The organism is Leisingera sp. ABM4_103 (assembly GCF_056158685.1).
Map to the genome: position 1 here is coordinate 537,651 of NZ_JBSWTU010000005.1, position 21,309 is coordinate 558,959.

16 protein-coding genes are annotated in these 21,309 nt (G+C 62.4%); 9 read left to right on the forward strand and 7 right to left on the reverse strand.

Annotation, left to right across the window (positions count from 1 at the left end; translation table 11 throughout):
• The first annotated feature begins 18 nt into the window (after window positions 1-18).
• From lipA to ACXAED_RS04215, 6 genes are all read left to right on the forward strand, one after another.
• Window positions 19-963 (forward strand): lipoyl synthase, encoded by a 945-nt coding sequence (lipA, locus tag ACXAED_RS04190; RefSeq protein ID WP_475047125.1) that lies wholly within the window; start codon window positions 19-21, stop codon window positions 961-963.
• A 25-nt stretch (window positions 964-988) separates the two neighbouring features.
• Entirely contained in the window at window positions 989-2,359 is a 1,371-nt protein-coding gene (locus tag ACXAED_RS04195; protein ID WP_475047127.1) for an alanine/glycine:cation symporter family protein, read from the forward strand.
• Window positions 2,360-2,428: 69 nt separating this feature from the next.
• On the forward strand, window positions 2,429-3,526 hold the full coding sequence (gene gcvT / locus ACXAED_RS04200; RefSeq protein WP_475047129.1) for a glycine cleavage system aminomethyltransferase GcvT: 1,098 nt from the start codon (window positions 2,429-2,431) through the stop codon (window positions 3,524-3,526).
• A gap of 21 nt (window positions 3,527-3,547) precedes the next feature.
• A complete protein-coding gene (gene gcvH, locus ACXAED_RS04205; RefSeq protein WP_475047131.1) occupies window positions 3,548-3,913 on the forward strand; it encodes a glycine cleavage system protein GcvH in 366 nt (121 codons plus the stop codon).
• Window positions 3,914-4,031: 118 nt separating this feature from the next.
• On the forward strand, window positions 4,032-6,890 hold the full coding sequence (gcvP, locus tag ACXAED_RS04210) for an aminomethyl-transferring glycine dehydrogenase (protein WP_475047133.1): 2,859 nt from the start codon (window positions 4,032-4,034) through the stop codon (window positions 6,888-6,890).
• A 97-nt stretch (window positions 6,891-6,987) separates the two neighbouring features.
• Window positions 6,988-7,992, forward strand: a complete 1,005-nt coding sequence (locus tag ACXAED_RS04215) for a helix-turn-helix domain-containing protein (protein WP_475047135.1) — start codon at window positions 6,988-6,990, stop codon at window positions 7,990-7,992.
• Window positions 7,993-8,057: 65 nt separating this feature from the next.
• On the opposite strand, the gene ACXAED_RS04220 is transcribed toward ACXAED_RS04215, so the two are convergent.
• The 4 genes from ACXAED_RS04220 to ACXAED_RS04235 all read right to left on the reverse strand — a co-directional run bounded on the left by ACXAED_RS04220 (window position 8,058) and on the right by ACXAED_RS04235 (window position 12,665).
• Complete coding sequence (locus ACXAED_RS04220; protein ID WP_475047136.1) at window positions 8,058-9,341, reverse strand: ABC transporter permease; 1,284 nt, start codon at window positions 9,339-9,341, stop codon at window positions 8,058-8,060.
• Window positions 9,338-10,258, reverse strand: a complete 921-nt coding sequence (locus ACXAED_RS04225; protein WP_475047138.1) for an ABC transporter permease — start codon at window positions 10,256-10,258, stop codon at window positions 9,338-9,340. The genes ACXAED_RS04220 and ACXAED_RS04225 overlap by 4 nt, the downstream gene beginning before the upstream one ends.
• 15 nt (window positions 10,259-10,273) lie before the next feature.
• On the reverse strand, window positions 10,274-11,386 hold the full coding sequence (locus ACXAED_RS04230) for an ABC transporter ATP-binding protein (protein ID WP_475047140.1): 1,113 nt from the start codon (window positions 11,384-11,386) through the stop codon (window positions 10,274-10,276).
• Between the two features lie 154 nt (window positions 11,387-11,540).
• A complete protein-coding gene (locus ACXAED_RS04235) occupies window positions 11,541-12,665 on the reverse strand; it encodes an extracellular solute-binding protein (protein ID WP_475047142.1) in 1,125 nt (374 codons plus the stop codon).
• Window positions 12,666-13,104: 439 nt separating this feature from the next.
• Between ACXAED_RS04235 and ACXAED_RS04240 the strand changes: the two genes are divergently transcribed.
• A complete protein-coding gene (locus ACXAED_RS04240; RefSeq protein WP_475047143.1) occupies window positions 13,105-14,079 on the forward strand; it encodes a LysR family transcriptional regulator in 975 nt (324 codons plus the stop codon).
• A gap of 235 nt (window positions 14,080-14,314) precedes the next feature.
• A complete protein-coding gene (locus ACXAED_RS04245; RefSeq protein WP_475047145.1) occupies window positions 14,315-16,750 on the forward strand; it encodes a GcvT family protein in 2,436 nt (811 codons plus the stop codon).
• Between the two features lie 147 nt (window positions 16,751-16,897).
• Here ACXAED_RS04245 and ACXAED_RS04250 read toward each other — a convergent pair whose 3' ends face one another.
• The 3 genes from ACXAED_RS04250 to ACXAED_RS04260 form a co-directional block, all read right to left on the reverse strand.
• Window positions 16,898-18,163, reverse strand: a complete 1,266-nt coding sequence (locus tag ACXAED_RS04250; protein ID WP_475047146.1) for an ABC transporter permease — start codon at window positions 18,161-18,163, stop codon at window positions 16,898-16,900.
• Window positions 18,160-18,966, reverse strand: a complete 807-nt coding sequence (locus ACXAED_RS04255; protein ID WP_475047148.1) for a taurine ABC transporter ATP-binding protein — start codon at window positions 18,964-18,966, stop codon at window positions 18,160-18,162. Before ACXAED_RS04255 ends, ACXAED_RS04250 begins: the two co-directional genes overlap by 4 nt.
• Window positions 18,967-19,066: 100 nt before the next feature.
• Window positions 19,067-20,062 (reverse strand): taurine ABC transporter substrate-binding protein, encoded by a 996-nt coding sequence (locus ACXAED_RS04260; protein WP_475047149.1) that lies wholly within the window; start codon window positions 20,060-20,062, stop codon window positions 19,067-19,069.
• A 207-nt stretch (window positions 20,063-20,269) separates the two neighbouring features.
• Between ACXAED_RS04260 and ACXAED_RS04265 the strand changes: the two genes are divergently transcribed.
• Window positions 20,270-21,241, forward strand: coding sequence for a LysR family transcriptional regulator (locus ACXAED_RS04265; RefSeq protein WP_475047151.1), 972 nt, complete (start codon window positions 20,270-20,272; stop codon window positions 21,239-21,241).
• Window positions 21,242-21,309: the final 68 nt, after the last annotated feature.

Here is a 21,309-nt window from a genome sequence, read left to right on the forward strand (position 1 = left end):
ACGGGAGAAAATTGTCAGATGACAATCCAGCTGCGCCCCCGCCACCCGGAAAAGGCCCACAAGGCCGACAGCACCATCCCGCGCAAGCCGAAATGGATCCGCAAAAAGAAGATCGAAAGCGCGGAGTATTACGACACCCGCAAGCTGATGCGGGAGCACAATCTGGCCACCGTCTGCGAGGAGGCCGCCTGCCCCAACATCGGCGAGTGCTGGTCCAAGCGCCACGCCACCATGATGATCATGGGCGAGGTTTGCACCCGCGGCTGCTCCTTTTGCAACGTAACCACCGGCAAGCCGGATACGCTGGATGCGTTTGAGCCGGGCCGGGTCGCCTCTGCAGTCAAGAAACTGGGCCTGCGCCATGTGGTGATCACCTCCGTCGACCGGGACGACCTGGCAGACGGCGGGGCGGAGCATATCGCCCAGACCATCCGTGCCACCCGCCACCAGAACCCCGGCACCACCATCGAGGTTCTAACCCCGGACTTCCTGGGCAAGGGTGAAGCGGCACAAGTGGTGTTTGAGGCTGCGCCGGATGTATTCAATCACAATCTGGAAACTGTGCCGCGGCTGTACACACGTGTACGCCCCGGCGCGCGCTACTACACTTCGCTGCGGCTCTTGGATGATGCCAAGCGCGCCAACCCGCAGCTGTTCACCAAGTCCGGCATCATGGTCGGCCTGGGCGAAACGCTCGACGACGTGCGCCAGGTGATGGATGACTTGCGCGCTGCTCAGGTCGATTTCCTGACCGTGGGCCAGTACTTGCAGCCCACCCCCAAACACCACCCAATCGACCGTTTCTGGTCGCCGGAGGAGTTTGCGCAGCTGGAACAGATCGCGCGCTCCAAGGGATTTTTGCATGTGTCAGCGACACCGCTGACCCGCTCTTCGTTCCACGCGGATGAAGATTTTGCCGCCCTGAAAGAGGCCCGTCAGATGGCCTTGGCAAAGGGCAACTAACCTTAACGCAAGCGGGAGGAGACCCATGGAAGCGTTAAATTCAATTGTAGGAGCCGTAAACGGCGTGGTTTGGGGGCCGATGATGCTGGTCCTCATTCTCGGCGTCGGCTTCTTCCTTCAGGTCGGCCTGAAATTCATGCCGATCCGGAAACTGGGCATGGGCTTTGGCCTGATGTTCAAGGGCCGTGAAGGCACCGGCGAAGGCCAGATCACCCCGTTCAACGCGCTGATGACCGCCCTTTCGGCGACCATCGGCACCGGCAACATCGCAGGCGTCGCCACCGCCGTGTTCCTCGGCGGGCCCGGCGCGCTGTTCTGGATGTGGATGACCGCGCTGGTCGGCATGGCCACCAAGTATTCCGAAGCCGTTTGCGCCGTGAAATTCCGCGAGCGCGATGAAGAAGGCAACTATGTCGGCGGCCCGATGTATTACATCAAGAACGGCCTCGGCGCAAAATGGGCCTGGCTGGGCGTGGCCTTTGCCGTGTTCGGCTCCATCGCCGCCTTCGGGATCGGCAACGGCGTGCAGGCCAACGGCGTGGCGCAGGTTCTGGAAACCAACTTCGGCTTCAACACCTCCATCACCGGCATCGTGCTGATGGTGCTGACCGGCGCCGTGATCCTGGGCGGCATCACCCGCATCGGCGCGGTGGCAGGCAAGCTGGTTCCGTTCATGGCGGTCAGCTACATCATCGCAGGCCTCATCGTTCTGGCTGTCAACGCGGACGCCATCGGCACCGCCTTCAGCCTGGTCTTCACCCATGCCTTCACCCCCTCGGCAGCCGAAGGCGGCTTTGCCGGTGCGGCGGTCTGGGCGGCGATCCGCTTTGGTGTGGCCCGCGGCGTGTTCTCCAACGAAGCAGGCCTCGGCTCCGCCCCGATCGCCCACGCGGCGGCTGAGACCAAAGGTCCGGTCAACCAGGGCCTGATCGCGATGCTGGGCACCTTCATCGACACCATCATCGTATGTTCGATCACCGGCCTGGCGATCATCGCTTCCGGCGCCTGGACCTCTGGTGAATCCGGTGCGGCGCTGACCTCACTGGCATTCGAGACCTCGCTGCCCGGCTTCGGCGGCTACCTGATCGCCATCGCACTGTCGATCTTTGCCTTCACCACAATCCTCGGTTGGTCCTATTATGGCGAGAAGTGCATGGAGTTCCTGTTCGGTGTGAAGGTAATGCTGCCCTACCGCATCCTGTGGATCGTCGCGATCTACTTTGGCGCCACCGCTGACCTGGGCTTTATCTGGCTGCTGGCTGACACGCTGAACGCGATGATGGCCATCCCGAACCTGATTGCACTGGCCCTGCTGAGCCCGATCGTCTTCAAGGTGACGAAAGAGTTCTTTGCCACCGGCGGCAAATCGGAAGAAGCCCGCCACCCTGCGGAATAAGCTCTCCGGGAGGGCGCGCCCTGTGCCCTCCCCCACCCCGAAACCCTAGTAATTCAAAGGCTGCACAGGATGACCGACGCACCCAAACGCACCCCGCTTTATGACCTGCACGTCGAGCTTGGCGGCAAGATGGTCGACTTCGCCGGCTGGGAAATGCCGGTCCAGTACCCCATGGGCATCATGGGCGAGCACAAGCAGTGCCGCAAGAAGGCAGCGCTGTTTGACGTCTCCCACATGGGCCAAGTGATCCTGCGCGGCGAGAACGTGGGCGAGAAGCTGGAAACGCTCTGCCCGCAGGCCTATGCCACCCTGAAGGAAGGAAAGGCGCGCTACGGCTTCTTCACCAACGAAGAGGGCGGCATCATGGATGACCTGATCGTCTCCAACGCCGGCGACCACTACTTTGTCGTGGTGAACGCCGCGCTGCGCCACCAGGACATCCCGCATATGCAGGCCAATCTGGACGGCGTCGAAGTGACCGAGATCTTCGACCGCGCGCTGGTTGCCGTGCAAGGCCCAAAGGCTGAGGACGTTGTGGGCGAGCTGTGCCCCGCCGCCCGTGACCTGAAGTTCATGGAAACCACCGTGGCGGACATCGACGGCGTCGAATGCCGCATCTCGCGCCTCGGCTACACCGGCGAAGACGGCTACGAAATCTCGATCCCGGAAGCCGATGCCATCCGCATTTCCAAACTGTTCCTGGCCCATGACGACTGCGAGCCCGCAGGCCTCGGCGCCCGCGACTCCCTGCGCCTCGAAGCCGGCCTTTGCCTCTATGGCAACGACATCGACCAGTCGACCTCGCCGATCGAGGCGTCGCTCTCCTGGGCGATCCAGAAGCGCCGCAAGGAAGAGGGCGGCTTCCCCGGTGCCGCCCGCATCCAGAAGGAACTGGCCGAGGGCCCGTCGAAGAAACTGGTCGGCATCAAGCCCGAAGGCCGTGCCCCCGCCCGCCAGGGTGTGGAAGTCCAAAGCGAAGGCGGCGATACTCTCGGCACCATCACCTCGGGCAGCTTCGGCCCCACCGTCGGCGGCCCGGTCGCCATGGGCTATGTTGCGGCAGAGCATGCCGCGCCCGGCACCAAGGTGAACCTCATCATCCGCGGCAAGGCGCAGCCGGCTGAAATCGTTGCCCTGCCCTTCGTCACTCAGAACTACAAACGCTAAGACATCATCAGGAGAGTCAACATGGCCACCTATTACTCTGAAGACCACGAGTGGATCACCGTTGAAGGCGACACTGCAACTCTGGGCATTACCAAGCACGCCGCAGACCAGCTGGGCGAAGTTGTCTTCGTCGAGCAGCGCGAAGCCGGTGAAGAATTCGAAAAAGGCGGCGAAATCGGCGTCATCGAGTTGGTGAAGGCCGCTTCCGAAATCTACGCGCCGCTGGACGGCGAAGTGGTCGAGGTGAACGAGACCCTGGCCGACAACCCCGGCGCCCTGAACGAAAGCCCGGAAGGCGACGCCTGGATTTACAAGATCAAGATCTCCGACGCCTCCCAGCTGGACGATCTGATGGATCTGGACGGCTACAAGGCCCTGATCGGCTGAATGCCCTGGCGGATCCGCCGCAACCCGCCCGGATCCGCTCTTCATCTGGCTAAAAATATCCCCGCCGGAGGCTCCCGCAGTTCCGGCCGGGCGTGACCTTCATACAGGAGCGCTTTAAATGGCCTTCAAACTTACCGATTACGAAGCCTACGACTTCGCCAACCGGCGCCACATCGGCCCCTCGCCGCGCGAAATGGCCGACATGCTGCAGGTGATCGGCTTCAAAACCCTGGACGAGCTGATCGACGCCACCGTGCCGCCAGCCATCCGCCAGAAAGAGGCGCTGGACTGGGGCCCGGCGATGACCGAGCGCGATGCGCTTTTCCACATGAAGCAGGTGGCAAGCAAGAACAAGGTGCTGACCTCGCTGATCGGCCAGGGCTACTATGGCACCACCACGCCGGCGCCGATCCTGCGCAACATCCTGGAAAACCCGGCCTGGTACACCGCCTATACCCCCTACCAGCCGGAAATCTCCCAGGGCCGTCTTGAGGCGCTCCTGAACTTCCAGACCATGGTCAGCGACCTGACCGGCCTGGACATCGCAAACGCGTCACTCCTGGACGAAGCAACCGCCGCTGCCGAAGCCATGGCAATGGCGCACCGCGGCTCGCGCTCCAAGGCGAACAATGCCGCCTTCTTCGTCGACAAGAACTGCCACCCGCAGACCGTTGCCGTGATCCAGACCCGCGCCGAGCCCCTGGGCATCGACGTGGTGGTTGCCGATCCGGACGAGCTGGAGCCGGGCGCGGTCTTTGGCGCGATCTTCCAGTATCCTGGCACCTACGGCCATGTGCGGGATTTCACCAAGGAAATCGAAGCTATCCACGAGCACAAGGGCATTGCCGTTGTCGCCGCCGACATCCTGGCGCTGGCGCTGCTGAAGTCGCCCGGCGAGATGGGTGCGGACATTGCCATCGGCTCCACCCAGCGCTTCGGCGTGCCTATGGGTTATGGCGGCCCGCACGCTGCTTATATGGCGACTACCGACAAGCTGAAGCGCGCCATGCCCGGCCGTATCATCGGCGTGTCGGTCGACGCCCGCGGCAACAAGGCCTACCGCCTGGCGCTGCAGACCCGCGAACAGCACATCCGCCGCGAGAAAGCCAACTCCAACGTCTGCACCGCACAGGCGCTGCTGGCGGTCATCGCGTCGATGTACGCGGTCTACCACGGCCCCGACGGCATCAAGGCGATCGCCCAGTCGGTGCACCGCAAGACCTCGCGCCTGGCTGCAGGTCTGGAGGAGCACGGCTTCAAGGTGGAGCCGGAAGTGTTCTTCGACACCATCACCGTCGAGGTCGGCCCGCTGCAGAAAACCGTGATGGAAGCGGCTGTTGCCCGCGGCGTCAACCTGCGCAAGGTGGGCGAAGACCGTATCGGCATTTCGCTGGACGAGCAGACCCGCGCCGAGACCATCGAAGCCGTCTGGGGTGCCTTCGGCATCGGAAAGAAAGACGACAGCGTCAAGAACCGCGCCTACCGTCTCCCCGACTATGCGCTGCGCGAGAGCGAGTATCTGACCCACCCGATCTTCCACAAGAACCGGGCCGAGGCAGAGATCACCCGCTACATGCGCCGGCTGGCCGACCGCGATCTGGCGCTGGACCGCGCGATGATCCCGCTGGGGTCCTGCACCATGAAGCTGAACGCGACCATCGAGATGATCCCGGTCACCTGGCCGGAATTCGGCAACCTGCACCCCTTCTGCCCGGAAGATCAGGCGCAGGGCTACCACCAGATGATCGCCGATCTGAACGACAAGCTGTGCCAGATCACCGGCTATGACGCGATTTCCCCGCAGCCGAACTCCGGCGCGCAGGGCGAATACGCGGGCCTTCTGACCATCCGCAACTACCACACCGCCCGCGGCGAAGGTCACCGCAACGTCTGCTTGATCCCGACCTCCGCGCACGGCACCAACCCGGCATCGGCGCAGATGGTGGGCTGGAAAGTGGTTCCGATCAAAGCGGACGACAAAGGCAACATCGACCTGGCCGACTTCCGCGAGAAGGCAGAGAAACACTCTGACAAACTCGCAGGCTGCATGATCACCTACCCGTCCACCCACGGCGTGTTCGAAACCACCGTCCAGGAGGTTTGCGGCATCACTCATGAGCACGGCGGCCAGGTGTACATCGACGGCGCCAACATGAACGCCATGGTGGGCCTGTCGCGTCCGGGTGACATCGGCGGCGACGTCAGCCACCTGAACCTGCACAAGACCTTCTGCATTCCGCACGGCGGCGGCGGCCCCGGCATGGGTCCGATCGGCGTCAAGGCGCATCTGGCAGAGCACCTGCCGGGCCACCCGGAATACGGCACCGCCGTGGGTCCGGTCTCGGCTGCTCCGTTCGGCTCGCCCTCGATCCTGCCGGTCAGCTGGGCCTACTGCCTGCTGATGGGCGGCGAGGGCCTGACCCAGGCGACCCGCGTGGCGATCCTGAACGCCAACTACATCGCGGCGCGCCTGAAAGAGGCCTACAAGATCCTCTACACCTCGGAAACGGGCCGGGTTGCGCATGAGTGCATCCTGGACACCCGTCCGCTGGCGGAAGAAGGCAACGTCACCGTGGACGACATCGCCAAGCGTCTGGTCGACTCGGGCTTCCACGCCCCGACCATGTCCTGGCCGGTGGCGGGCACGCTGATGGTGGAGCCGACGGAATCCGAACCCAAGGATGAGCTGGACCGCTTCTGCGACGCCATGCTGTCGATCCGTTCGGAGGCGCAGGACATCATCGACGGCAAGATCGATCCCGAGAACAACCCGCTCAAGCACGCGCCGCACACGGTGCGCGACCTGGTGGGCGAATGGGACCGCCCCTACAGCCGCGAACAGGCCTGCTTCCCGCCGGGCAACCTCGGCGTCGACAAGTACTGGCCGGTGGTGAACCGGGTCGACAACGCCTATGGCGACCGTCACCTGGTCTGCACCTGCCCGCCGATGTCGGACTACGAAGAAAGCGAAGCCTGATCCCTCAGGCCTACCGCCCCGCCGGCCTGCCCGGCGGGGCACCCCCGCAGCCCCCATGGCGCTGCATCCCCGCATGACCCGCTCAGAGGAGAGAATGATGTCCCGTCTCGAACCGCTGACCGTGCCAGCGTCCCGGCGATCCGCTGACAGCGCGGCACAGGCCCGCCTCCACGACGTCGAAATCATTCTGCCGCAGTCGGAGCCCCCCGCCGCGGCTCAGATGATCTGCGAAGTGTTCCGCGCCGCCAACGACCTGTTCCCCGACAGCGGCTACCGCACCGCCGTGCGCAACCTCAGCTCGCAAATGCGCGCCGTTCCCGCAGGCTGGAAGCCGCAGACGGTGGTTTTCCTCGGCGGTATTTCCAACCGGTGGCCATTGAATTCCGGAGAAAAGGCAAGCCTGCAGCGGATCTGCCGACAGGCGCAGCGCTGCCTGTTTGCCGGCAGCGCCATCTTCCTGCTGCCCCAAACCGGGATCAATGCACCGGTTGAAAGTGCCGTGCACGCGAACTTTGCCGCCGCCGCAGCGGAGGAACAGCTGGCCTGCGCCCCGGCGGGCACCCTGACCACAACGTCGGGCAGGATCAGCACCGCCGTCAGCAGCTTTGCCGCGCTGCGCGTGCTGGCCGGCTTCCTGCGCGCCGACCGCGGCCCCTTCATTGCCGACGCGGTCTGCGACTACCTGGGCCTCGCCTTCGGCCCGGTATCGGAACAGTCCAAGGTGTCCCTGCAACTGCGCCAGACGGCAGGCGGTGATGCGCTGATCGTCAAAATCCTCGACCTTATGCAGCAGAACCTGGAAGAGCCGCTTTTGATCCGCGACATTGCTCAGCAAGCCGGGGTTTCGCCGCGCAAGCTGGAGCGCCGCTTCCAGCAGAAAGCCCGCACCAGCCCGCTGGCGGCCTACCGCAAGCTGCGCATTGAAAAGGCGCGCCAGCTGTTGCTGCACACCACCCTGCCGCTGGCCGAGATCGTCGCCGCCACCGGTTTTGGCTCGCGCAGCAGCCTGACCGAATGGTTCAAGCGCGAGTACAAGACCAGCCCGCAGGCCTTCCGCAAACAATATTACGCAGACCGCCACCCGGCTGGCTCAGCTGCCTGAGACCAGCTGGTACCGGTAAAGAAGAAGGCGGCCCTTAGGCCGCCTTTTCTAGTTTCCTTGCCAGGTCAGTTGCCTGAGTTGTCCTCGCCGCCGCCGGACAGGGCGTTTGGATCGAAGACGTTGCCGAAGCCGGAGGAATTGCCCTGCGGGTCCTGCTCCGTCTCTGCGCCGTCTTCGCTGGTGCCCGACAGGTTGCCCGGAGCAAAGACGCCACCGAAGCCGGAGCTGCCGCCGGTCGAGGGCGCAGTTGGCGCAGGCGCTTCGCCCTGCTGTTCCAGCTGCTCCTGGCGGCGCAGCTCGCGCTGGCGGCGCAGCTCCTGGATGCGCTGTTCAGTCTCCAGGCGCTTCTGCTCCTGCACATCGGCGATGCATTGGGCCGGGCTGTAGACCGATGCCGTGCTCACCACCGCCACCGTGGCGCAGGCGACCACCACCAGCGCCACCGCCGCGGCGTTGGAGCTCAAGAAACCGGGCAGCCGCAGCCTGCCGCTTTCCAGCTCTTCCACCGTGGCCTTTTTGCGCGCCGCCGCGACCAGCTCCTTGCGGCGGATCGAGGCCTCGTTGGCGAGCGCCGCAATCACCGTCAGCACCACGATTATGAAGGCCAAGGCCGAGATCGCCGGGGTGATGCCATAGCGGACCTTCTGGGCCAGCTCGATGGTCAGCGTCGGGTATTCGCCGAAGGTGAAGGTGGTGGTGTTGTAGTTCTCGAAGCTTGCGAGAAACGCCAGCACCGCCGCCGAGGCGATGGCGGGCCGCATGAACGGCAAGAGCACCTTGCGGAAGGCCTGGGCATGGCTGGCGCCGAGGTCCAGCGCCGCCTCCGTGAGGGCCACGTCATAGCGCTGCAGACGGGCCACCAGCACCAGCATGCAGTAGCTGGCGATGAAGGTGGACTGGCCGATGATGGTCAGAAACAGACCGTTCGAGAGCCAGCTGTCGGCGCCAAGCCCCAGCATCCGGTTGATCCGGTCCCAGAACACCAGGGTCGAGATCCCCAGCACCACGCCGGGAATTAGGATCGGCGCGATGATGACGGTGTAATAGGTGGCGCGCAGCTTGGGCCAGATCTGGGTCAGCATCAGCGCCCCCGCCAGACCCATGGCCACGGACAAGACCACCGTGCCCGCCCCCACCAGGATCGAGTTCCAGATGCCGTTCAGGATCCGCTCGTCCTGGAACAGGGCCGAGAACCACTCGAACGTCAGGCATTCCCAGGGGGTCATACGCGGGAAGGAGGGCGAGTTGAAGGCGGTCGCCGACATGATCACCAGCGGGCCCAAGAGATAGGCAAAGAAGATGGCCAGATAGACCCAGAGGCTCAGGCGCATAAAGGAGAAGCTCTTCATTTGCCGATATCCCCCATGTTGACCTTGAACAGGCGCATCACCGCCAGCACCAAGAGGATACAGGTGACCAGCAGCACCACTGCATAGGCCGCGCCCTGCGGCCAGTCTGAGTTGTCATTGAACTGCTGATAGATCAGCTGGGTGAACCACAAGGATGACGGCCCGCCCAGGATCTGGGGTGCGGCCAGCGCGCCCGCCGACAGCATGAACACCATGGTGCAGCCGGAGGAGATGCCCGGCTTGGCATAAGGGATCACCACCCGCTGGTGGATCTTGGCCCAGCTGGCGCCCATGTCGCGCGCCGCCTCGATCTGGTTGCGGTCGAGGCTCTCGATCACATTGTAGATCGGGAAGATCATCAACAGGATGTAGGCGTACCCCAGACCCGCATAAAGCGCGATGTCATTGCGAATGAAGTCGAAGGGTGTGTCGAAGATCCCCAAGCCGACCAGGGCGTTGTTCAGAACCCCGGTCTCGCCGAAGATGATGCGCAGCGCAAAGGCCCGCAGGATCTCGTTGATCCAGTAGGGGATGATCAGCATCAGCGCGAAGATACGGATGTGGTTGCCCTTGGTCTGGGCCAGGTAATAGGCGATCGGGTAGCACAGGATCAGGTTGAAGACGGTGACGCAGATGGCCGCCACCAGGGTGCGGAAGAACACCTTGAGGTCGACCGCGTTATAGTCCTGGCTGCCGCCTTCCGGCCCGTAGACCAGGTATTTGTAATTCTCCAGCGTGTAGACGTCCTTGGGCCCGCCGATTTCCGGCGGCGGCAGGTTGGGACGGAAGGAAAAGTCGAGCATCGACAGCTGCGGCAGGATGATCAGGCCAATGGTCCAGAACAGGACAAGACCCAGCATCAGGCTGCCCATGCCGGTGCCGTTGCGTTTGAAGAACTCCCTTAGGAAGCTTGGCATGGCTAGAGGCCTCCCTTATTCCGCCGCCAGCTCACCCGCGGGCACGATGACGGCATTGTTCGTCTCGTATTCCAGGGTGATGTTCTGGCCGGTGTGGTCCTCGAACGACTGGCCGAGGTTGGGGATCGAGACTTTCAGCTCCTTGCCGCCCTCGCCCTCCATGAAGATGTTGAAGACATTGCCCTCGAACTCCTCGTGGTTGACGCGGGCCGTTACAAAGTGGTCGCCCGCGGCGCCCTGCGGCGCCAGCGCAAAGGCCTCGGGGCGGATGAACATCATCGCCTCATCACCCTCTTTCATCTTGCCTTGGTTCGCAGTGGAGATCCGCGCCACCAGGTCGCCCGAGCGGTTGGTGGCGATCAGCGCCTCATTGCCCATGACGCGCTTGATCTTGCCGCGGAAGACGTTGTTTTCACCCACGAAAGATGCGGCGAATGCGGTTGAGGGGTCGTTGTAGATGGTCTTGCCATCGGCAATCTGGTCAATGACGCCCGCCTTCATCACTGCGATATTGTCGGACATGGTCAGCGCCTCGCCCTGGTCGTGGGTGATGTAGATGAAGGTAATGCCGACCCGCTGCTGGATTTCCCGCAGCTCGGTGCGCATGTGCTGGCGCAGCTTCAGGTCCAAGGCCGACAACGGCTCGTCCAACAGCAGCACATCGGGTTCTGCACAGAGGGCGCGCGCAATCGCCACCCGCTGGCGCTGGCCGCCCGACAGTTCCGATGGCAGCTTGTCGCCCTGGCCGGGCAGCGCGATCATGTCCAGCAGCTCATCCGCACGTTTGCGGCGCTCGCGGGCAGAGGCGCCCTTGATTTCCATCGAGAAGGTGATGTTCTCCCAGACCTTCATCAGCGGAAACAGCGCCAGATTCTGGAAGATCAGCGCTGTCGGGCGTTTGTTCGGCCCGATCCCTTTCATGTTATTGCCGCCGATCAGCACGCGCCCATCGCTTGGCTCCAGGAACCCGGAGACCGCCCGCAGGATCGTCGTCTTGCCGCAGCCCGACGGCCCCAGGAAGGAAAAGAAATCCCCTCCATTGATGTTCACATTGGCATCCCGCACGGCGACGAAGTCGCCAAAGCGGATCCACAGGTTTTCGAGATCAACGCCGACCCCAGCACTCATTTGGCTTCTCCCCAGGGTACAGGCAGCCATCCGGCGGCATGCCACCGGCCCCGCAAGACCTGCTTCCCGTATCTGTTCTTTTGTGAATGCGCCGCTAGATGCGCGGATGGCCCCCGGATGTGCCCCGGAGGCCAGATTTTCTCAAGCGCAGCGCTTAGGCGCTCTTGAACTTGTTGACGAACTCGGTGCGCACGTCGGCGTACCAGGGCGCTTCGGCCGGCCAGGGGTTCAGGTTGGCCAGGCTATCGCCCGGATAGGCCTCGGCGAAGTTCTTCTTGTAGACGTCGCCGGAGTGGCTGTCGGCGCCCAGCACCGGCGAGTTGTAGCCGTGGCTGTCGATCGCCTTGCCTGCGGGCTCCTGCTGGTAGGCATAGTCGATGAAGGCATAGACCTGCTCCTCGTTCTGGGCGCCGACCGGCATCGACATGCCGTCAACCCAAGCCATCGCGCCTTCGACCGGCGCCTGGTAATGCACCGGCTCGCCTGCGGATTTCAGCGCCAGCGGCGGGCCGTCCCAGGTCTGGCCGACCACCACGCCCTCGTTCAGCAGGCCGTTCTTCTGGGTGTCGGCATCGTTCCAGATCAGCTTGATCCGGTCCTTGCGCGCGACGCACCAGTCGGTGACCTGGCCCCAGACCTTGCGCATGGTCTCCTCGTCGTCATAGGCGGCCCAGATCGAGCCCGGCTCCATCTCGCCCGAGGCCTCCATGTAAAGCCCTGCGCCCAGCATCATCGAATGCGCCCGGCCCATGGTCTTGCCGGCGTTTTCCTCGCTCCAGACATCGCCGTAAGACGGCGCATCGCCCGCGGGCAGCCATTTGTCGGTGCGGTAGGCGATGCCCTCGGTGCCCCAGATATGCGGCAGCCAGTGCACGCCTTCGCCGCCGAAGTTCCAGGCATCGGTGCCGATTTTCGCCATCGCCGGGTTCACCGCATCGATATTGACCTTGCTCATGTCGAAGGGTTTCAGCAGCTCCAAGGGCCCCCACTGCAGCGACCGGTTGTTGGTGGGGCTGACGATGTCGAAGCCCTGGCCCTTGGTGGCCTTCATCTTGTTGATGATTTCCTCGTTGGAGCCGATGCCGGTGTAGTTCACCTTGATGCCGGTCTTGGCCTCGAAGCCCTGGATGAACTCCGGCGGCAGGTAGTCCGACCACATCAGGATGTTGATTTCCCCCGAAGACGCCAGCGCGCTTTTCGAATAAAGCGGCGCCGCCAAAGCCGCAGCGCCTGCACCCTTCAGCAGCGCACGGCGTGAAACATTCGCCTTTACAGTCATTTGAAAAATTCTCCCTTTGGACTGATGTTCATTTTTCTTTTTTGTATGAACGGTGAAACCTTGCGAAGGCTAGCAAGTCTCCAACAGTGACAGTTTAAAAAACTGATAAGGCCAGATTGACAGTCAAATTACCTTTCATGGTGCCAGTTTCGGAACAATGAGCAGCATTTTGCGGCATATTCAAAGGCCTCAAGTCCACCGTTCTCCCGGCAGTCTGCGCTTGCCGGGGCGACCCGTCAACGGAGTTCCCTCTTCAAATGGGAAGGCAGCGGAACCCAGAAACTGGTCAGATGGCCAACGCCACAGCTGCACGGCTGCCACCCGACGGCCCCCAAGGGGTGCCCGTGGAGTAAAACAATTGCAGCGCCCAGCTTTTACTTCCATTGTTCCCAGTTTCTGCGAAACCTCATGAGGCAGCCGCTAACCGAGAAGGAGCCCCATGCCGAGCCAAACCGCCCGCAAGGACCTGAGCCTCAAGGCGCTGGAACTGTTTCAGATCACCGCCCGCAAAGGGTCGCTGCAGGAGGTGTCTGATGAGACGGGACTATCGGTCAGCACCATCTCTCATCACCTGCGCAATCTCGAAGAACACTTAGGGGTGGAGCTGTTCGACCACAGCCGCCGCCCCATGGTGCTGTCCCCCAAGGGCCAGGTGTTTCTTCGAAAAATCGACAATGCGCTGCACGCGATCCGTAAGGCCAAGGCGGAGGCCTCAGCCGGCACCATATCCGATGCCAGCTACCTGCGGCTGGGCACCATAGAGGATTTTGAGAACGATATTGTGCCGGAGCTTGCCGTGTTCCTGTCTGGTACCATGCCTCGTTGCGAATTTTCCTATCACACCGCCTCCAGCCACGCGATACACGCCATGCTGCGCGACCGGCAGCTGGATCTGGGCATCATCTCCACTCCAGCCGAGCGCCACCGCGACCTGAAAGATACGCCGCTGTTGCGGGATCCCTTTGTCGTGGTGGTGCCCAAGGGCAACGAGTACGGGCTGGAGAGGGTAATCGAGGGGAAAAGCGGATTGCCCTTCCTGCGGTTCACCAGCAACCAGATCATCGCCCGGCAGATCGAGACCCAGCTGCGCCGCATGGGGCTGCCGTTGCCGCACCGCTTTGAGTGCGCCAGCAATCAGACGCTGATGGCCATGGTCGCCGCGGGTGCTGGCTGGACCATCACCACACCGTTGCTTTTCTCCCGCGCGAAGCGGTTCCAATCCAAGCTCAGGATGGTTGCGTTTCCCGGCAAGAGCTTCTCCCGCACACTTGCCATCGTCTCGACACCGGATTGCTCCCGCTCGGTACTGGATCTGGTCGACAACCGGACGCGCATGCTGATCACGGAGCACGCAATAAAACCGCTGCACCAAACCGCCCCCTGGCTGTCAGATCGCTTTAAGCTGATTTCCTGAGCTTAGGACGCATCCCGGTCCAGAAGATTTGGACTGCACTTTGCCGAAGCGGCGTTTGCGGCCTTTGCCCGCTTTTCACGGCCTCTTGCATTGGACACCGTCTGGAAACTGAAAGGCTGTGTCTCCCAAACTATTAAAGTAAATTTTCGAATTTTTGAAAAACGCGGCCAGCCGCATTGCCGCAGCTGGCCCTTGAGCGCTTAGTCGCCTCAGATCTTTCTGGAGGCTCAGTGTCATGAAATCGCGCACCAAGGTTGTGGTGATCGGCGGCGGCATCGCCGGCTGTTCCACCCTCTACCATCTTACTCAGGAAGGCTGGAGCGACGTCGTCCTGGTCGAACGCAACGAACTGACAAGCGGCACGACCTGGCATTCCGCGGCACAGGTGACGAATTTCGGCATGAACCAGACGATGGTCGGTCTCAAAACCCATTCGATCAAGCTGTACAAGGAACTGGCCGAAAATCCGGAATACCCGATCAACTACCACCACGGCGACGGCGGCATCAGGCTCGCAAATTCCGAGGCGCAGATGCAGGGCTACCGGCACTTTGCCTCAATGGCGCGCGGAATGGACGTGCATTTCGAGGTGATCGACGCGGCAGAATGCGCCCGCCGCCACCCGCTGATTTCCACGGACAACCTGATCGGCGGCCTGTGGGACCCGCTCGACGGCGATATCGACCCGGCCCAGCTGTGCCAGGCCTTGGCCTATCACGCCCGTAAAGCCGGTGCCGAGGTTTATCGTAACACGCCTGTCATGGCCCTAAGCCAGCACAAGGACGACACCTGGACCGTGCACACGGAACATGGCGACATCGACTGCGACATCGTCGTGAATGCCTGCGGCTACCGGGTGAACGAGGTGGGGGCGATGATGGGTGTGCACCACCCGGTCGCCTCGATGGAACACCAGTATTTTCTGACCGAGGACATTCCCGGCATCATCGAGGCAGGCCACAGGATGCCGCTTATCCGCTGCCCGATCTCGGACTACTATTGCCGCCAGGAAAAGAACGGTCTGCTGATCGGCTTCTATGAGCAGGACTGCAAGACCTGGGGCATGGACGGGATCGACCCGAACTTTGTGAACGCCCTTTGCCCCGACGACCTGGAACGGGTGATGGACGTGCTGGAGGGCGCGTTCGAAAGGATGCCCGCGCTGCGCGCGACCGGCATCCGCTCCATCGTCAACGGCCCCATTACCTATACCATCGACGGCGCGCCGCTGATTGGTCCGATCCCGGGCAAGCGCAACGCCTTCTGCGCCATCGGCTTGCGCGCAGGGCTAGGCGAAGGCGGCGGCCACGGCTGGCTCTTGGCGCAGATGATTGTGCATGGCGAGGCCTGCTATGACACTTGGTGCCTCGACCCGCGCCGCTTCACCACCCACGCCAACGTGGAACTGACCGCACTGAAAGCCATTGAAGACTACCAGAATGAATTCCGCTTCCATTTCCCGCATGAACACCGCCCGGCGGGCCGTCCGGCCAAGACAACGCCGCTGACACCGGTGCTAGCCACCGAGGGCGCCGAATTCACCGTGGTGAATGGCTGGGAGCGGGTGGACTACATCAAACCCTCGGCAGGTTTCCACCCCTCGCTTACCTTCAACTTCGACGAGGCCTTCGGCACTGTCGCCATGGAAGTGAAGAACGTTCAAGACAACGTCGGCCTTTGTGAGGTCAACGGATTCAACCGGATCGAGATCACCGGCACGGACCGGCACAGCTTCCTCGACCGCATGTTTTGCGGCAGCGTCACCAAACGCGCGGGCCGCGTGGGGCTGGGGTATCTGCTGAACCATCACGGCATGATCAAGGGCGAAGCCACGGTGGCCAACCTCCCGGCCTCGGACCGTGGGCCGGAGCGGGTCTGGTACGGCTCCGCCGCCGCCAGCGAGTTCCACGACATGGATTGGCTCAGCCAGCACATCCGGCCTGGAGAAGACGTGCAGATCCGCTCTCTCACCAATGAGCAGACCATTCTGGTTCTGGCCGGGCCTCGCTCGCGGGACGTGCTCTCCGCCTGCGCCCGGGGCGACTGGTCGCCCGATGCCTTCCCCTGGCTGTCGGTGCGCGAATGCTTCGTAGGCTTTGCGCCTGCCACGGTGATGGGCGTCAGCTTCTCCGGCGAGCTGGCGTATGAGATCCATGTCCCCAACGCTTCGCTTTATGCTGCCTATCTGGCGCTGCGGAAGGCGGGGGATAAATATGGCCTGAGGCTTTTCGGTGCCCGCGCGGTCGAGTCCATGCGAATGGAAAAAGGCTTCCTGCACTGGAAAGCCGACCTGATTACCGAGTTCGATCCCTTCGAGACCGGGCTGGAGCGGTTTGTGAAGCTGGAGAAAGGTCAATTCATTGGCAAGGAAGCACTGCGGAAGCGCCATGCCGAGGGTCCGCGCAGGAAGCTGGTCACACTGCAAGTCGACGCCACCCATGCGCCTGCCCACTGCGGGGGCTCGCTGATGCAGGGAGATAGAGTCGTGGGCACCGTGACCTCCGGCGACTGGGGCCACCGGGTCGGGATGAACCTGGCCTATGCCTTTGTCGAGCCAGCACTGGCCGCGGAAGGCAGCACCATGCAGCTCGACCTCTGCGGAGATCTGGTCGGTGCGACAGTTATCGCGCCCTCGCCCTATGACCCGGAATTTGCCCGGATCCGAGGATAACTCTTTGCCCGGCCGACAGGCTGGGCAGCGCCCGCCCCTTCCCACGGGAAGGCGCTGCCCGCAGTTACTTCCTTCACTTTCAGACACCTGAAAACCAAAACGCCCGGGAAATTCCCCGGGCGCTTTCTTTGCCTGACAGCCCTCGGATCAGCTGCGGCCCTTCCACGGCACCAGCCAGTTCTCGGCCTTACGCATCAGGATGTCGATGCCGTAGCCGATGATCCCGATCAGCACGATGCCCATGATCACGATGTCGGTTAGCTGGAACTTGGAGGCGGCGATGATCATCATGCCGGCGCCCTTTTGCGCAGCAACCAGTTCGGCGGCCACAACCGTGCCCCAGCAGACCCCCATCGCCACCCGCGCGCCGGTGAAGATTTCCGGCAGCGAGTTCGGCACGATCACATGGCGCATGATCTGCCACTTGGAGGCGCCCAGCGAATAGGCCGCGTGGATCTTGGAGATGTTTACTCCGGACACCCCGGCCCGCGCCGCAATGGTCATGATCCAGAGTGCGGCCAGGAACAGCAGGACGATCTTGCCTGTCTCCCAAATACCGAACCAGATGATCACTAGCGGGATCAGCGCCAGCGGCGGCACGGGGCGCATGAATTCCACAATCGGATCAAACCAGCCGCGGAACCAGCCAGACAGGCCCATCGCATAGCCGAGCGGAATACCGACCAGCGCACCGGTCACGAACCCGGCGATCACCCGCGCCAGCGACCAGCCCAGATGCTGCCACAGCGAGAAGTTCTGATAGCCTTCGGAAGCGATTTCAAAGAACCGCGCCACCACAGTTTCCGGGGCCGGCAGCCAGATCGGGTTCATCTGCATGCCCGCACTTGGGGTGAAGCTGATGGCACCCTTACCGGTCAGCGTCACCGTGCCATCGCCGGTGTCGACAGCCGTGCCAGGACCAATCGGCTCGCCGTTGATGGCGACGATCTTGGCGCCCTCCTTGCGTTTCGCCTCGTCGTTACGGTCAAAGATCAGAGTTGTAGACCGCCCGGCCTGCGCCGCCATTGCATCGTTCTTGGCGAAACCGTTGCCCGGGTCCACCTCGAACTTGGGGCTTTCCTCGCCGAATCCGGCCACGCGCACCGCGACCTCCGCATCGTCGGTGCTGCCTTCGGCGTTTTCCAGCGTGTACGTAAAGCTTGTTTCACCGCTGAACGGCCCCGGCACATGGAGGGGAAACAGCTTGGAGCCAGTGAACGCCGCCCAGATCACAAAGATCACCAGCACCGAAATGATTGACGCCGCCCGGTCCGGGCTCACGGCGCTTTCGTCGCCGAAAGTCACGGTCTTCAGGCTGGTGAAATCATGGCGCGACTGCATTCCGCGGCGGATCAGATGCACCAGAAAAAAGGCGCCTGCAAACAGCGCGATATAGAAAATCAGGACTGTCATGCCACCTGCTCCGTCCGGCCCATGATCTCCTCTTCCATCTCCCAGATCATCGAGAGGATCTCATCCCGGGTCTCGGCAAAGCCTTCGGATTTCTTGACGTCGCGCAGATCGGCATTCACCCCGCGCTCGGCGAAGGGGAGCTGGTATTCGCGGTGGATGCGGCCCGGCCGCGGCGCCATCACGATCAGCCGCTCGCCCAGCAAAAGCGCTTCCTCCACCGAGTGGGTAATCAGGATGATGGTTTTGCCGGTCTCTTTCCACAGCTTCAGAACCAGGCCTTGCATCTTCTCCCGCGTCAGCGCGTCCAGCGCGCCCAGCGGCTCGTCCATCAGGATCACGTCCGGCTCATTCGCAAGGCAACGGGCCAGCGCCACACGCTGCTGCATACCGCCCGACAGCTCGTATACCGCTTTTTCCTTGAAGTCCTGCAGGCCGACGATTTCCAGCAGATGGTCAGAGATTTTCTCCCGCTCCCCCTTGCCCATGCCTTTCATGCGGGGGCCGAATTCCACGTTGTCGCGCACGTTCATCCACTCAAACAGCGCGCCCTTCTGGAACACCATACCGCGTTCCGCATCCGGGCCGGTCACCACGTGGCCGTTCAACTCTACCGTCCCTTCGGTAGGGGCCAGGAAACCTGCCAGAATGTTCAGCAGCGTGGTCTTGCCGCAGCCCGACGGCCCTAGCACCGACAACAGCTCTCCCGCCTGCAAATTCAATGAAACGTCCTTCAGCGCCTGGACCGAGCTGCCATTGGGCAGGTCAAAACGCATGGAGACACTCTTGATGTCCAGTCCCGACATCTTTTCCCCTTCCTGTTCGGGCCTTGCGGCGTTCGCCCTGCGACCCTGGATGCAAACGGCCCGGGACCCGGGCCGTTCGACATGCTCAAGCTGCTACGGCTCAGTTCTGCGCGGCTGCCAGCGGGCCGCTGTTTACGGCCCCGTCGTAGGAATCCAGGGCCGCTTCGATGCTGCCCGCATTCACAAAGATATCGGCCACGCCCTTCATGAAGGTCTGCGCGCCGCCGCCCAGCCACTTCTCTGACAGCTGTTCTTCGGCAGAGGGGAAGCTGAAGGTGGCGATGGTGGCTTCTGCATCAGCCAGATCCATGCCCGCGTCCTTGGCGATGACCGGCAGCATCTCGTCTTTCTTGTCACCGGCGTTCCACATGGCGTTGGCATCTGCGGTCACCTTCAGGAACTTGCTGAGCAACTCGCCTTCCGACTCGACGAATCCGGCTGGCGCGCTGGTCACGTCGAAAACCAGGATGCCCAGCTCTTCTTTTTCCGCACCGGTCAGCAGCACGTTGCCATGCTCAACCATCCGCCGCAGCGCGCCGCCCCAGCCGCAAACCATGTCCAGATTGCCTTGGGCAAAGGCCGCTGCGCCATCGGCGGGGGCCATGTCGACGATTTCCATCGAGCTGACGTCAACGCCGAAATGCGCCATCTGCGACAGGAAGCCGTAATGCGCCGCGGTGCCGATCGGGACACCGACCTTCTTGCCGTTCAGCTCACCGGCGCTGTCCTTGTCGATCTCCAGCGCTTCGGCCACCACGCAGTTGTCGTTGTCGGAATAGCTCACCGCGACGTCCACTGCCTGCAGATCCTGCCCGGCGGAGGTGGCGACCACAAACGGCGGCACGCCTTGACTGACTGCGATCTGTACATCGCCAGAGGCCATGGCAGCCGACATCGCAGTGCCAGTGTCAAAGGAAACCCAATTGATCTTGACGCCCATCTCTTCTTCATAGGTGCCGTTGGCTTTGGCGAACTGGAACGGCATCGGCCATTCAAGGAAATAGGCCACAGTGATTTCGTCCTGCGCCGACGCGGCAGTCGCGGAAATCGCGGCAGCAACCGCACAGGCTGTTGAAAGCAGATACTTTTTGATCATATTAATGGTTCTCCCAGTTGTCACGCCGGGCCCGTTCTTTGCAGGCCTTAAGGCTTTGATTTTTGCACGGCAAACCATATCCGGGAAGAGATTTCGCTGTAGAATAAATTTACTCTTGCAGCGAAAGTAAAACCTAGTTTCGATTTTTTCGGATGTAATGGTGCAATTCTGTGGATAGCATAAGCAGAGCGCAAGGGAGGGCTGCCTATGCAAAAGACGCTGAGTTTGCGCTGGCTGGAAGTATTCCAGCTGATCTCAAAATCCGGGTCGATACAGAAGGTCGCTGCGGAAACCGGGCTGTCGATCAGCACCGTCTCCAATCACTTGCGCAGCCTGGAAAGCGCGCTGGGGGTTGATTTGGTGGACCACACCCGCCGCCCGATGGGGCTGACACCGGCCGGGGTGGTTTTTGCGCGTTACGTTTACGAAGGGCTGATGACCCTGAAGCGCGGCGAGGCGGAAATCCGCTCCGGCAGTTGGCAGCACGCCACCGATTTGCGGATGGCACTGCTGGATGACTTCGACAACGAGGTCGGGCCGGAGCTTTTTCAGTTCCTGTCCACCGCCCTGCCCCGCTGTAACTTCCGCCACTATACGCGGCCCAGCCATGAGATCATCGGAAAGCTGCAGGAACAGAAACTGGATGCGGGCGTTGCCACCCGCCCGGCCGGGCTGCTGCCGGATCTGATCGAGTATCCCTTGATGCGCGATCCGTTCATTCTGGTGGTGCCTTCGGGATACACCGGCAGTGTCGAGGAGCTGACAAAACCGGAAGCACCGCTGCCATTCCTGCGCTATTCCCGCGACCACACCATCGGCAAGCAGATTGAGACCCAGCTGACCCGGCTCAAGATATCCTTGCCCAACCGGTTCGAGCTGGAGTGCAACCAGTCGATCATCGGCCTGGTGGCCGAAAGCAGCGGCTGGACGGTCACCACCGCCGCCAGCTACCACCGCGCCCAGCGCTTCCATGACAAGGTCAAGGTGGTTCGGTTTCCTGGCAAAAGCTTTGCCCGGACGGTGTCGCTGTTCACCTCAAGCGTTTACCCGGCAGCCACCTCGCAGCTGATCCACGAGGCGCTGCAGAAGTCCTTGCGCCATCACTTTACAGATCCGATCAGCCAGCGTTTTCCCTGGCTGGCAGAGGAGTTCCGGACGCTGCCGGCAAAAGGCGCCTAGGCGCGCAGGGCAATTCGAAACAAACATCCGTGTTTTTCGAAACCAATGGGGCACGGCTTGACCGTTTG